Annotated in this window: 2 protein-coding genes; both read left to right on the top strand. The window is 67.4% G+C overall.

Features of this window, described 5'->3' with window-relative positions:
- Nucleotides 1-2,139, top strand: a 2,139-nt coding sequence (locus tag AC07V5_RS22855) for an SPM autocatalytic domain-containing protein (protein WP_495118005.1), incomplete at its 5' end; no start/stop codon positions are given.
- A gap of 306 nt (nt 2,140-2,445) precedes the next feature.
- Nucleotides 2,446-15,660 (top strand): SPM autocatalytic domain-containing protein, encoded by a 13,215-nt coding sequence (locus AC07V5_RS22850; protein ID WP_495118004.1) that lies wholly within the window; start codon nt 2,446-2,448, stop codon nt 15,658-15,660.
- Nucleotides 15,661-15,747: the final 87 nt, after the last annotated feature.

Below are 15,747 nucleotides of genomic sequence, written 5' to 3'. Positions count from 1 at the left end.
GGCTCCAGCCAGTTCGCCACGCTGTCGTCGGCCCAGTTCGGTTCGCTGACGACCGACCAGCTGTCCAAGATGGAGACAGCCGACCTGCGCGCGGTCACGACCGCGGCCCTGCGTGGCCTGAGTTCCGACCAGGTGCAGTCGCTGACCTCCGACGAGGTCGGCAGCCTGTCCACCGCCCAGATCAACGCACTGACCACCGGCCAGATGCTGGGCCTGACCACCGGCGACATGGTGGCTCTCACCACCGCCCAGATCGGTACGCTGAGCTCGGCCCAAGCCGCGGCCCTGAGCACCGACCAGCTCTCGTCCATCGAGGCGAGCGACATGCGCTCGATCACCACGGCCGCGCTGCGGGCGCTGACCAGTACCCAACTGGACGGCCTCACCAGTGACCAGCTGCGCGCCCTGAGCTCCAGCCAGATCGTCTCGTTGACCACCAGCCAGGTGAGGACGCTGAACACGGATGACCTGAACAGCTTCGCGTCTGACCAGTTCAACAAGTTCACGACCGCCCAGATCCAGTCCCTCACCACCGATCAGATCGGTCAACTGAGCACTGATAGCCTGAACGCCCTGGGCTCGGGCCAGTTCGCCACGCTGTCGTCCACCCAGTTCGGCTCGCTGACCACCGATCAGCTCTCGCACCTGGAGACGGCGGACCTGCGCGCCATCACGACGGTGGCGCTCGGCGGGCTGAGTTCCGACCAGATCTCCGCACTGCAGACCGAGCACATCGCCGGCCTGAGCACGGCGCAGATCATGGCGCTGTCCACCGCCCAGATCCAGGGCCTGGCGGCGGCTGACCTGACGGCCATGAGCTCGGCGCAGGTGGCGGTGTTGACGACGGCGCAGGTCAACGCGCTGTCGACCGACCAGATCGTCGCCATCGACGCCGACGACCTCGCCAAGCTGTCCACGGTGTCCCTGCAGGCGATCACGAACAGCCAGTTGGGTGCGCTGACGACAGACCAGCTGACCGGCCTGGGCACTCGCGTCGCGTCGCTGACGACAGGCCAGATCACCAACCTGGCGACCGAGGACCTGAACGCCTTCACGACGGCGCAGTTCGCCGCCCTCACGACCAGCCAGGTCAAGGCCTTCACGGTCGGCCAGGTCGGTGCGCTGGAAACCGACGACCTGCGCGCGCTCGGCACGGCCCATGTGGCCACGATGAGCAACGCCCAGATCCAGGCCATCACGAGCGACCAGTTCGGCACGTTGAAGGCGACGCAGATCACGGCGCTGACAACGGCGCAGGCCGCGGCGCTGACGACCGACCAGGTGCACTCGCTGACGACCGACCAGATCGGCGGCCTGGAGACCCGCGACATCATGGCGATGAGCATGACCCAGCTCGACGCGCTGACCAGTGCGGCCATCGGCGAGATGAGCAACGCGCAGCTGAACGCCTACTTCAACGTCACGCCCATCGTGCTGGACCTGGACGGCCACGGCGTGAACACGCTGGCGGCAGCCCAGGGCGTCAACTTCGACCTGCTGGGCACCGGCGCGGTCAACAAGGTTGGCTGGGTGGCCGGCAACGACGGCCTGCTGGTGATGGACCGCAACCACGACGGCATCATCAACAACGGCAACGAGCTGTTCGGCATGGGCACCATCCTGGCCAACGGCAAGCATGCCAAGGACGGCTACGCCGCCATGGCCGAGCAGGACAGCAACCACGACGGCAAGCTCGACCTGCATGACGCCAACTGGAAGGAACTCAAGGTCTGGGTGGATGCCAACCACGACGGCAAGACCGACGCGGGCGAGCTGAAGACCCTGGAAGAGCTGGGCGTCGCCTCGCTCGACCTGAACGCCACCAAGGGCTCGGGCTCCGACAACGGCAACCTGATCGGCCTGGTGTCCAGCTACACGACGACCGACGGCGCCAAGCACGATGTGGCCGACGTCTGGTTCGCGAAGGACGTGCAGCCGCAGAAGGCCAACGAGGCCACCACCGTCGGGCTGCACGACGTGCTGGCCGCGCCGAGCGAGCACTTGCTGGGCGGTGCGCCGGTGGACCTCGCCAAGGCGGCTGTGCTGCCGACGACGCCGGATATCCACCTCGCCGCCATCGACCGCAAGCTGGCCGAAGAAGACGAGCACCGCCGCAACAACGGTGGGCAGTGGCTGTGATTTCCGTGAAATTGTTCCAGGCCGTCCGGCGCGCCCGCCGGACGGTCAAACCAAAGCTTAGGAAAGCAGGCCTTTTTGCCGATTAACCCGAAGAGCCCGTCATTAGCATGACTGCGCGGAGTTTCTCGGCCGTGGCGGGTTCGAGTCGAACGCCGTTTTTTTGTGCCCTGGGCAAGTCGAATTGGCCGTTCGACAAGTCCGGGCCGACTCAGGGATTGGCCTTCTGCGCTGGGCGCGGGCTAGAAAAGACACAAAACCGTCACGTCTCAAGGCGCGGCGGTCATCAGTACAGCAGGTGAACAAACCATGGCAACCATCATCCCCAACATTCCCGCGTCAAGCATTCCTGGCTTGTCCACGGCGACGATCCACGGGTTGACGACAGAGGATTGGTTCGCCTTCAGTACCGACCAGCTGATCGCGCTCACCACCACCCAGGCCGCTGTGATTACCTCCAGCGGCCTGTCTGTGTTGAAGAGCGATCAGATTCGTGCCTTCCAGACCGAAGACCTGCGCGCCCTGACGACGACGGCCATCGCCGGCTTCAACTCCGACCAGATCCAGGCCCTCAAGACCGAACAACTGCAGGCCCTGAGCACCGGCCAGATCGCCTCGCTGTCCACCGGCCAGATCCAGGGGCTGACCACGGCCGACATGGTTGCCCTGACGACGGCGCAAGTCGCCTCGCTGACCTCCAACCAGCTGGGCAAGCTCACCACCGCCCAGATCTCCGCCATCGAAACCGGCGACATCAAGTCCCTCACGACCGGTGCGCTGCGCAACCTGTCCTCCACCCAGCTCGACGCCTTCACCAGCGACCAGCTCCGCGCGCTGAGCAGCGGCCAGATCAACAGCCTGACCACCAGCCAGATCAACACGCTGGGCACGGCTGACCTGAACAGCCTGTCCAGCAGCCAGTTCGGCAACCTGTCGTCTGCCCAGGCCCAGGCCCTGACCGGCACCCAACTTGGCAACCTCGCCACCGACAACCTCAATGCGCTGGGCACCGCCCAGTTCGCGGTGCTGACGTCCACGCAGCTGGGCGCGCTGACGACCGGCCAACTGGCCAAGCTGGAAACGGCCGACCTGCGCGCCGTCACGACGGCGGCTCTGGCCGGCCTCTCGTCCGACCAGATCGGCGCCCTGGCCAGCGACGCCGTTGGCTCCATGTCCACGGCCCAGATCGCGGCTCTGGATACCGCCCAGGTCAAGGGTCTGACGACCGGCGACATGGTCGCGCTGACCACCGCCCAGGTGGCTTCGCTCACCTCGGCCCAGGCCGGCGCCCTCTCCACGGCCCAACTGGCGGCCATCGAGACCGGCGACATCAAGTCCCTCACGACGGGTGCGCTGCGCAACCTGTCCTCCACCCAGCTCGACGCCTTCACCAGCGACCAGCTGCGTGCGCTGAGCACCGGCCAGGTCAACAGCCTCACCACCTCGCAAATCAACACGCTGGGTACGGCTGACCTGAACAGCCTGTCCAGCAGCCAGTTCGGCAACCTGTCCACGGGCCAGGTCCAGGCGCTGACGAGCACGCAGCTCGGCAACCTGGCAACGGACAACCTCAACGCGCTGGGCACCGCCCAGTTCGCCGCGCTGTCGTCTTCGCAGTTCGGCTCGCTGACCACGGCCCAGCTGGGCAAGCTGGAAACGGCCGACCTGCGTGCCGTCACGACCGCTGCCCTCGGTGGCTTGTCCTCCGACCAGATCGGCGCCTTGGCCAGCGACGCCGTCGGCTCGATGTCCAGCACGCAGATCGGCGCCCTGAGCACCGGCCAGATCAAGGGCCTGACGACCGGCGACATGGTCGCCCTGACCTCGGCCCAGGTTGCTTCGTTGAATTCCGCCCAGGCGGGTGCCCTGTCGACCGCCCAACTCGCGGCCATCGAGACGGCTGACATCAAGGCTCTCTCGACGGGTGCCCTGCGCAACCTGTCGTCCGACCAACTGGACGCCTTCACCAGCGACCAACTGCGTGCCCTGAGCACGGGCCAGGTCAACAGCCTCACCACCTCGCAAATCAACACGCTGGGTACGGCCGACCTGAACAGCCTGTCCAGCAGCCAGTTCGGCAACCTGTCGACGGGTCAAGTCCAGGCGCTGACGAGCACGCAGCTCGGCAACCTCGCCACCGACAACCTCAACGCCCTGGGCACCGCTCAGTTCGCCGCGCTGTCGTCTTCGCAGTTCGGTTCGCTGACCACGGCCCAATTGGGCAAGCTGGAAACGGCTGACCTGCGTGCTGTCACCACCGCCGCACTCGGCGGCCTGTCGTCCGACCAGGTCGGCGCCTTGGCCAGCGACGCCGTCGGCTCGATGTCCACGGCCCAGATCGGTGCCTTGAGCACCAGCCAGGTCAAGGGCCTGACGACCGGCGACATGGTCGCGCTGACCTCGGCTCAAGTGGCTTCACTGGGCTCGGCCCAAGCCGGCGCCCTGTCGACCGCACAGCTCGCCGCCATCGAAACCGACGACATCAAGGCGCTCTCGACGGGCGCCCTGCGCAACCTGTCCTCGACGCAGCTCGACGCCTTCACCAGCGACCAGCTCCGCGCGCTGAGCAGCAGCCAGATCAACTCGCTGACGACGGCCCAAGTCAACACGCTGGGCACGGCCGATCTGAACAGCCTGTCGAGCAGCCAGTTCGCCAACCTGTCCTCCGGCCAGGTGCAGGCCCTGACGAGCACGCAGCTCGGCAACCTCGCCACCGACAACCTCAATGCGCTGGGCACCGCGCAGTTCGCCGCGCTGACCTCCACCCAGTTCGGTTCGCTGACCACCGCCCAACTCGCCAAGCTGGAAACGGCTGACCTGCGCGCTGTCACGACCGCTGCCCTCGGTGGCTTGTCGTCCGACCAAGTCGGCGCCCTGGCCAGCGACGCCGTTGGCTCCATGTCCACGGCCCAGATCGGTGCTTTGAGCACCAGCCAGGTCAAGGGCCTGACGACGGGTGACATGGTCGCCCTGACCTCGGCCCAGGTCGCTTCGCTGAATTCCGCCCAGGCCGGCGCCCTGTCGACGGCACAACTGGCCGCCGTCGAGACCGGCGATATCAAGTCCCTCTCGACGGCCGCCCTGCGCAACCTGTCGTCCGATCAACTGGACGCCTTCACGAGCGACCAGCTCCGTGCGCTGAGCACGGGCCAGGTGAACTCGCTGACAACCGGCCAGATCAACACGCTGGGCACGGCCGACCTGAACAGCCTGAGCAGCAGCCAGTTCGCCAACCTGTCCACGGGCCAGGTCCAGGCGCTGAGCAGCACCCAGCTCGGCAACCTCGCTACCGACAACCTCAACGCCCTGGGCACCGCCCAGTTCGGTGCGCTGTCGTCCACGCAGTTCGGCTCGCTGACCACGGCGCAATTGGGCAAGCTGGAAACGGCTGACCTGCGCGCCGTCACGACCGCCGCGCTCGGCGGGCTCTCGTCCGACCAGGTCGGTGCTCTGGCCAGCGACGCCGTGGGCTCGATGTCCACCGCGCAGATCGCTTCGCTGGGCACCAGCCAGCTCAAGGGCCTGACCACCGCCGACATGGTCGCTTTGACCTCGGCCCAGGTCGCTTCGCTGGGCTCTGCCCAAGCCGGCGCCCTGTCCACGGCCCAACTGGCCGCCATCGAAACCGGTGACATCAAGTCCCTCACGACCGGTGCCCTGCGCAACCTGTCGTCCGACCAGCTCGACGCCTTCACCAGCGACCAGCTGCGTGCGCTGAGCACCGGCCAGGTCAACTCGCTGACGACCGGCCAGATCAACACGCTGGGCACGGCTGACCTGAACAGCCTCTCCAGCAGCCAGTTCGCCAACCTGTCCACGGGCCAGGTCCAGGCCCTGACGAGCACTCAGCTCGGCAACCTGGCGACGGACAACCTCAACGCCCTGGGCACCGCCCAGTTCGCCGCGCTGTCGTCTTCGCAGTTCGGTTCGCTGACCACGGCCCAATTGGGCAAGCTGGAAACGGCTGACCTGCGCGCCGTCACGACCGCCGCGCTCGGTGGCTTGTCGTCCGACCAGGTCGGCGCCTTGGCCAGCGACGCCGTTGGCTCGATGTCCACGGCCCAGATCGGCGCCCTGAGCACCGGTCAGGTCAAGGGTCTGACGACGGGTGACATGGTCGCCCTGACCTCGGCCCAGGTCGCCTCGCTGAATTCCGCCCAGGCCGGCGCCCTGTCGACCGCCCAACTGGCGGCCATCGAAACCGACGACATCAAGGCCCTCTCCACGGGTGCCCTGCGCAACCTGTCCTCGACACAGCTCGACGCCTTCACCAGCGACCAACTGCGCGCGCTGAGCAGCGGCCAGATCAACAACCTGACGACCAGCCAGATCAACACGCTGGGTACGGCTGACCTGAACAGCCTGTCCAGCAGCCAGTTCGCCAACCTGTCCTCGGGCCAAGTCCAGGCACTGACGAGCACCCAACTGGGCAACCTGGCGACGGACAACCTCAACGCCCTGGGCACCGCCCAGTTCGCTGCTCTGACCTCCACGCAGTTCGGCTCGCTGACCACAGCGCAACTGGGCAAGCTGGAGACGGCTGACCTGCGCGCTGTCACGACCGCCGCACTCGGTGGCCTCTCGTCCGATCAGGTCGGCGCCCTGGCCAGCGATGCCGTCGGCTCGATGTCCAGCGCGCAGATTGGCGCCCTGAGCACCAGCCAGATCAAGGGCCTGACCACGGGCGACATGGTCGCGCTGACCTCCGCCCAGGTCGCTTCGCTGAATTCCGCTCAAGCGGGTGCCTTGTCGACCGCTCAACTGGCCGCCATCGAGACTGGCGACATCAAGTCCATCTCGACCGCCGCGCTGCGCAACCTGTCGTCTGACCAACTGGACGCCTTCACCAGCGACCAGCTGCGCGCCCTCAGCAGCAGCCAGATCAACAGCCTGACCACGGGCCAGATCAACACGCTGGGTACGGCTGACCTGAACAGCCTGAGCAGCAGCCAGTTCGCCAATCTGTCGTCCGGCCAAGTCCAGGCGCTGACGAGCACCCAACTGGGCAACCTCGCCACTGACAACCTGAACGCGCTGGGCACGGCGCAATTCGCCGCGCTGACCTCCACCCAGTTCGGTTCGCTGACCACAGCGCAACTGGGCAAGCTGGAAACGGCCGACCTGCGTGCCGTCACGACCGGCGCGCTGAGTGGCTTGTCGTCCGACCAAGTCGGCGCGCTGGCCAGCGACGCCGTTGGCTCCATGTCCACGGCCCAGATCGGTGCCCTGAGCACCGGCCAGATCAAGGGTCTGACGACCGGCGACATGGTCGCTCTGACCTCGGCTCAAGTGGCTTCGCTGGGCTCGGCCCAGGCCGGTGCACTGTCCACGGCCCAACTGGCCGCCATCGAAACGGGTGACATCAAGTCCATCACGACGGGTGCCCTGCGCAACCTGTCGTCTGACCAGCTCGACGCCTTCACCAGCGACCAACTGCGCGCGCTGAGCAGCAGCCAGATCAACAACCTGACGACCGGCCAGATCAACACGCTGGGCACGGCCGACCTGAACAGCCTGACCAGCAGCCAGTTCGCCAACCTGTCCTCGGGCCAAGTCCAGGCGCTGACGAGCACGCAGCTGGGCAACCTCGCTACCGACAACCTCAACGCGCTGGGCACGGCGCAGTTCGCCGCGCTGTCGTCTTCGCAGTTCGGTTCGCTGACCACGGCGCAACTGGGCAAGCTCGAAACGGCTGACCTGCGTGCCGTCACCACCGCTGCCCTCGGCGGCCTCTCGTCCGACCAGGTCGGCGCCCTGGCCAGCGACGCTGTCGGCTCGATGTCCAGCTCGCAGATTGGCGCCCTGAGCACCAGCCAGATCAAGGGTCTGACGACCGGCGACATGGTCGCGCTGACCTCCGCCCAAGTGGCTTCGCTGGGCTCGGCCCAGGCCGGCGTGCTCTCGACCGCCCAACTGGCGGCCATCGAGACCGGTGACATCAAGTCCATCACGACGGGTGCCCTGCGCAACCTGTCGTCCGACCAACTGGACGCCTTCACCAGCGACCAACTGCGCGCGCTGAGCAGCAGCCAGATCAACTCGCTGACAACGGCCCAGGTCAACACGCTGGGTACCGCTGACCTGAACAGCCTGTCGAGCAGCCAGTTTGCCAATCTGTCCTCGGGTCAGGTCCAGGCCCTGACGAGCACCCAACTGGGCAACCTCGCCACCGACAACCTGAATGCCCTGGGCACCGCCCAGTTCGCGGCGCTGACATCCACCCAGTTCGGTTCGCTGACCACAGCGCAGCTGGGCAAGCTGGAAACGGCCGACCTGCGTGCCGTCACGACCGGCGCGCTGGGTGGCTTGTCGTCCGACCAAGTCGGCGCCCTGGCCAGCGACGCCGTTGGCTCCATGTCCACGGCCCAGATCGGTGCTTTGAGCACCGGCCAGATCAAGGGTCTGACGACGGGTGACATGGTCGCGCTGACCTCCGCCCAAGTGGCCTCGCTGGGCTCCGCCCAGGCCGGCGCCCTGTCCACGGCCCAACTGGCCGCCATCGAAACCGGTGACATCAAGTCCCTCACGACCGGTGCCCTGCGCAACCTGTCGTCCGACCAGCTCGACGCCTTCACCAGCGACCAGCTGCGTGCGCTGAGCACCGGCCAGGTCAACTCGCTGACGACCGGCCAGATCAACACGCTGGGCACGGCTGACCTGAACAGCCTCTCCAGCAGCCAGTTCGCCAACCTGTCCACGGGCCAGGTCCAGGCCCTGACGAGCACTCAGCTCGGCAACCTGACGACGGACAACCTCAACGCGCTGGGCACGGCCCAGTTCGCCGCGCTGTCGTCCACCCAGTTCGGTTCACTGACCACGGCGCAGCTGGGCAAGCTCGAAACGGCCGACCTTCGCGCCGTCACGACCGGCGCGCTGGGCGGCCTCTCGTCCGACCAGGTCGGTGCCTTGGCCAGCGATGCCGTCGGCTCGATGTCCAGCGCGCAGATTGGCGCCCTGAGCACCGGCCAGATCAAGGGCCTGACGACCGGCGACATGGTCGCCCTGACCTCGGCTCAAGTGGCTTCGTTGGGCTCGGCCCAAGCTGCTGCCCTGTCCACGGCCCAACTGGCGGCCATCGAGACGGCGGATATCAAGTCCATCTCGACAGCAGCCTTGCGTAACCTGTCGTCTGACCAGCTCGACGCGTTCACCAGCGACCAGCTGCGCGCCCTGAGCAGCAGCCAGATCAACGCGCTGACCACGGGCCAGATCAACACGCTGGGTACGGCGGATCTGAACAGCCTGTCCAGCAGCCAGTTCGCCAATCTGTCGTCCGGCCAAGTCCAGGCGCTGACGAGCACGCAGCTCGGCAACCTGGCGACGGACAACCTGAATGCCCTGGGTACCGCCCAGTTCGCTGCCCTGACCTCCACCCAGTTCGGTTCGCTGACCACGGCCCAATTGGGCAAGCTGGAAACGGCTGACCTGCGTGCCGTCACGACCGGCGCGCTCGGTGGCCTGTCGTCCGACCAGGTCGGCGCCTTGGCCAGCGACGCCGTCGGCTCCATGTCCACGGCCCAGATCGGTGCCCTGAGCACCGGGCAACTCAAGGGCCTGACGACGGGCGACATGGTCGCCCTCACATCGGCCCAGGTCGGCTCGCTGAACTCCGCCCAAGCCGGCGCCCTGTCGACCGCCCAACTGGCGGCGATCGAAACCGGCGACATCAAGTCCATCACGACCAGTGCCCTGCGCAACCTGTCGTCTGACCAGCTCGACGCTTTCACCAGCGACCAACTGCGTGCCCTGAGCACCAGCCAGGTCAACTCGCTGACGACGGGCCAGATCAGCACGTTGGGCACGGCTGACCTGAACAGCCTCTCCAGCAGCCAGTTCGGCAACCTGTCCACGGGCCAGGTCCAGGCACTGACGAGCACCCAGCTCGGCAACCTCGCGACGGACAACCTCAACGCCCTGGGCACCGCCCAGTTCGGTGCGCTGTCGTCCACGCAGTTCGGTTCCCTGACCACTGGCCAGCTCGCCAAGCTCGAAACGGCCGACCTGCGCGCTGTCACGACCGGTGCGCTGGGCGGGCTGTCGTCCGACCAGATCGGTGCGCTGGCCAGCGACGCCGTGGGCTCGATGTCCACCGCGCAGATCGGCTCCCTGAGCACCGGCCAGATCAAGGGCCTGACGACGGGTGACATGGTCGCCCTGACCTCGGCCCAGGTCGGTTCGCTGAACTCGGCGCAGGCCGGTGTCCTGTCGACCGCCCAGATCGCCGCCATCGAGACCGGCGACGTCAAGGCGATCTCCACGGCTGCACTGCGCAACCTGTCGTCCGACCAGTTGGACGCCCTCACCAGCGACCAGCTGCGCGCGCTGACCTCCACCCAGCTGAACGCGCTGAGCACCAGCCCGCAAGTCATCAACCTGACCACGGCTGACCTGAACGTGCTCACCACGGGCCAGATCGCCAACCTGTCCACGGCTCAGATCCAGGCGCTGACGACCAGCCAGCTCGCCCACCTGACCACCGACAACCTCAACGCCATGGGCTCGACCCAGTTCGCGGCGCTGTCGTCCACGCAGTTCGGCGCACTGACCACCGGCCAACTGGCCAAGCTGGAAACGGCCGACCTGCGTGCCGTCACGACCGGCGCGCTGGGTGGCTTGTCGTCCGACCAGGTTGGCGCCTTGGCCAGCGATGCGGTGGGCTCGATGTCCACCGCGCAGATCGCTTCCCTGGGCACCAGCCAGATCAAGGGCCTGACGACCGGCGACATGGTCGCCCTGACCTCGGCCCAGGTCGCTTCGCTGAATTCCGCCCAAGCGGGTGCGCTCTCGACCGCCCAACTGGCCGCCATCGAGACCGGCGACATCAAGTCCATCTCGACCGCTGCGCTGCGCAACCTGTCGTCTGACCAGCTCGACGCCTTCACCAGCGACCAGCTCCGTGCACTGAGCAGCAGCCAGATCAACAGCCTGACCACGGGCCAGATCAACACGCTGGGCACCGCTGACCTGAACAGCCTCTCCAGCAGCCAGTTCGGCAACCTGTCGTCCGGCCAGGTGCAGGCGCTGACGAGCACCCAGCTGGGCAACCTCGCCACCGACAACCTCAACGCCCTGGGCACGGCGCAGTTCGCCGCGCTGACGTCCACCCAGTTCGGAGCGCTGACGACTGGCCAACTGGCCAAGCTGGAAACCGCTGATCTGCGTGCCGTCACAACGGCAGCACTGGGCGGCCTCTCGTCCGACCAGGTCGGCGCCCTGGCCAGCGATGCCGTGGGCTCGATGTCCACCGCGCAGATCGCTTCGCTGGGCACCAGCCAGCTCAAGGGCCTGACCACGGGTGACATGATCGCCCTGACCTCGGCCCAGGTCGCTTCGCTGAACTCCGCGCAAGCCGGCGCCCTGTCGACCGCTCAGCTGGCCGCCATCGAGACCGGCGACATCAAGTCGCTGTCCACCGCCGCGCTGCGCAACCTGTCGTCCGATCAACTGGATGCCTTCACCAGCGACCAGCTCCGTTCGCTGAGCAGCACCCAGATCAACAACCTGACGACGGCCCAGGTCAGCACGCTGGGCACCGCCGACCTGAACAGCCTCAGCAGCAGCCAGTTCGGCAACCTGTCCACGGGCCAGGTGCAGGCCCTGTCGAGCACGCAGCTCGGCAACCTGACCACCGACAACCTGAACGCCCTGGGCTCCGCGCAGTTCGCCGCGCTGTCGTCCAGCCAGTTCGGTTCGCTGACCACCGGCCAGCTCGCCAAGTTGGAGACAGCCGACCTGCGCGCCGTCTCGACCGCTGCGCTGAACGCGCTGACCTCGGCCCAGGTCGCCGCCCTGGCCAGCGACGCCGTCGGCTCGCTGTCCACCGCGCAAGTGACCTCGCTGGGCTCCACGCAGATCAAGGGTCTGACGACGGCCGACATGGTCGCGCTGACCTCGGCCCAGGTCGCCGCCCTCACTTCGACCCAGGTGGCCGATCTGTCCACGGCCCAGCTCGCGGCCATCGAGACCGGCGACATCAAGGCCCTCTCGACCGCCGCGCTGCGCAACCTGTCGACTGACCAGCTGGACGCGCTCACCAGCGACCAGCTCCGCGCCCTGAGCTCCACCCAGCTCAATGCGCTGAGCACCAGCCCGCAGTTCATCAGCCTGTCGACCGGCGACCTGAACGCGCTGACCACCGGGCAAATCGCGGCCCTGTCCACGGCCCAGGTCCAGGCACTGACGAGCACCCAGCTCGGCAACCTCGGCACCGACAGCCTCAACGCCTTGGGCACGGCCCAGTTCGCCACGCTGTCGTCCACGCAGTTCGGTTCGCTGACCACCGGCCAGCTCGCCAAGCTGGAAACGGCTGACCTGCGTGCCGTCACGACCGGCGCACTCGGTGGCTTGTCGTCCGACCAGGTCGGCGCGCTGGCCAGCGATGCCGTCGGCTCCATGTCCACGGCACAGATCGCTGCGCTGGGCACCAGCCAGCTCAAGGGCCTGACCACGGGCGACATGGTTGCCCTGACCTCGGCCCAGGTCGGCTCGCTGAACTCAGCCCAGGCAGGCGCCCTGTCGACCGCCCAGCTTGCCGCCATCGAAACCGGCGACATCAAGGCCATCTCGACCGCCGCGCTGCGCAACCTGTCGTCTGACCAACTGGACGCCTTCACCAGCGACCAGCTGCGCGCCCTGAGCAGCACCCAGATCAACTCGCTGACGACGGCCCAGGTCAACACGCTGGGCACGGCCGACCTGAACAGCCTCTCCAGCGGCCAGTTCGGCAACCTGTCTTCCGGCCAGGTGCAGGCGCTGACGAGCACCCAGCTCGGCAACCTCGCCACTGACAACCTCAACGCGCTGGGCACGGCGCAGTTCGCCGCGCTGACCTCCGCCCAGTTCGGTGCGCTGACCACCGCCCAGCTCGCCAAGCTGGAAACGGCCGACCTGCGCGCCGTCTCGACCGGCGCGCTGGGTGGCCTGTCGTCCGACCAGGTCGGTGCGCTGACCAGCGACGCCGTCGGCGCGCTGACCACCGCCCAGGTAGCGTCGCTCGACACCGCCCAGGTCAAGGGCCTGTCGACGGCCGACATGGTCGCCCTCGGCTCGGCCCAGGTCGCGGCGCTGGGCTCGGCCCAGGCTGGCGCGCTCTCCACGGCCCAGCTCGCCGCGATCGAGACGGGTGACATCAAGTCGCTGTCCACCGCTGCGCTGCGCAACCTGTCGTCTGACCAGCTCGACGCCTTCACCAGCGACCAGCTGCGTGCCCTGAGCAGCGGCCAGATCAACTCGCTGACAACGGCCCAGGTCAACACGCTGGGCACCGCTGACCTGAACAGCCTGACCAGCGGCCAGTTCGCCAACCTGTCCTCGGCGCAAGTCCAGGCGCTGAGCTCCACCCAGCTCGGCAACCTGAGCACCGACAACCTGAACGCCCTGGGCACCGCGCAGTTCGCCGCGCTGTCGTCCAACCAGTTCGGTTCGCTGACCACCGGCCAGCTCGCCAAGCTCGAAACGGCCGACCTCCGCGCCGTCTCGACGGCAGCGCTGAACGCGCTGAGCTCCGACCAGATCGGCGCGCTGACCAGCGATGCCGTTGGCGTGCTGACCACCGCCCAGGTGGCGTCGCTCGGCACGACGCAGCTCGACGGCCTGAACACCGCCGACATGGTGGCCCTGACCTCGACCCAGATCGGTTCGCTGACCTCCACGCAGCTGGGCAGCCTGTCCACCGCGCAGCTGGCAGCCATCGAAACGGTCGACATCAAGTCCATCTCGACGGCCGCGCTGCGCAACCTCTCGTCCAGCCAGCTCGATGCCTTCAGCAGCGACCAGCTCCGTGCGCTGAGCAGCAGCCAGATCAGCAACCTGACGACTGACCAGATCTCCACGCTGGGCACGGCAGACCTGAACAGCCTGTCCAGCAGCCAGTTCGGCAACCTGTCCACGGCCCAGGCCGAGGCGCTGACGACCACGCAGATCGGACACCTGGCCACTGACAACCTCAACGCGCTGGGCACCGCGCAATTCGCGGCGCTGGATTCCGCCCAGATCGGCTCGCTGACCACCGGCCAGCTCGCCAAGCTGGAGACGGCCGACCTGCGCGCCATCACCACGGCGGCCCTCGCCAGCCTGGACTCCGACCAGTTCGCAGCCTTCGGCACCGAGCATGTGGCCGCCCTGACCACCGCCCAGGTGATGTCGCTGACGGCCGCTCAGCTGGATGGCTTCTCGACCGCCGACATGGTGGCGATGGGCTCGGCCCAGTTCGCCGTGATGACGACCGACCAGGTGGTCTCGCTGTCCACCGCACAGATCGAGGCCATCGAAGCCACCGACCTGGCCAAGCTGTCCACGGCCGCCATCCACGCGCTGACGGACATCCAGCTCGCCGCGCTGACCACCGATCAGCTGACCGGCCTGGCCGGTCGCGTGTCGGTGCTGTCGACCAGCCAGATCAACCACCTGTCGACGGGTGACCTGAACGCCTTCACGGCCTCGCAATTCGCCGTGATGACGTCCACCCAGGTCCAGGCCTTCAGCACCGCCCAGGTGGCGTCGCTGGAGACTGACGACCTGCGCGGGCTGAGCACGGCCAACTTCGCCTCGCTGAGCGTGGGCCAGATCGATGCGATCACCACGGCCCAGTTCAGCACGCTGAAGGTGACCCAGATCACCGCGCTGACGACGGAACAGGCGGCAGGGCTGACGACCGGCCAGATCGCGGCCATCACGACCGACCAGATCCACGGCCTGGAAACCCGCGACATCGCGGCGATGAGCATGACGCAGCTCGACTCGCTGAGCGGCTCGGTCTTCTCCGAGATGACCGGCGCGCAGCTTGACGCCTACTTCGCCCAGACGCCGATCGTGCTGGACCTGGACGGCCACGGCGTGAACACGCTGGCGGCGGCCCAGGGCGTCAACTTCGACCTGCTGGGCACCGGCGCGGTCAACAAGGTTGGCTGGGTGGCCGGCAACGACGGCCTGCTGGTGATGGACCGCAACCACGACGGCATCATCAACAACGGCAGCGAGCTGTTCGGCATGGGCACCATCCTGGCCAACGGCAAGCATGCCAAGGACGGCTACGCCGCCATGGCCGAGCAGGACAGCAATCACGACGGCAAGCTCGACCTGCACGACGCCAACTGGAAGGAACTCAAGGTCTGGGTGGATGCCAACCACGACGGCAAGACTGACGCGGGCGAGTTGAAGACCCTGGAACAGATGGGCGTCGCCTCGCTCGACCTGAACGCCACCAAGGGCACGGGCTCCGACAATGGCAACCTCATAGGCCTGGTGTCCAGCTACACCTCGACCGACGGCAGCAAGCACGACGTGGCCGACGTCTGGTTCACCAAGGACGTGCAGCCGCAGAAGGCCGACGACGGCAAGGACGCGACGGTCAGCCTGCACGACGTGCTGGCCGCACCGACCGCCCCGCTGCTCGGCTCTGAGCATGTCGACCTCGCCAAGGCGGCCGTGCTGCCGACGACGCCGGACATCCACCTCGCCGCCATCGACCGCAAGCTGGCCGAGGAAGACGAGCACCGTCGCAACAACGGCGGCAACTGGATCTGAGACTGATCTCCTGACGCCGGCACGGCGGTGCCGGCCCACCCAGGCCCTGCGGAGCGATCCGCAGGGCCTGTTCTTTTTGCGGCCCGT

This window comes from Roseateles sp. GW821-FHT02E12, assembly GCF_059421665.1.
Note: the sequence above shows the minus strand (reverse complement) of the source record. Positions and strands in the feature narration are given on the sequence as shown.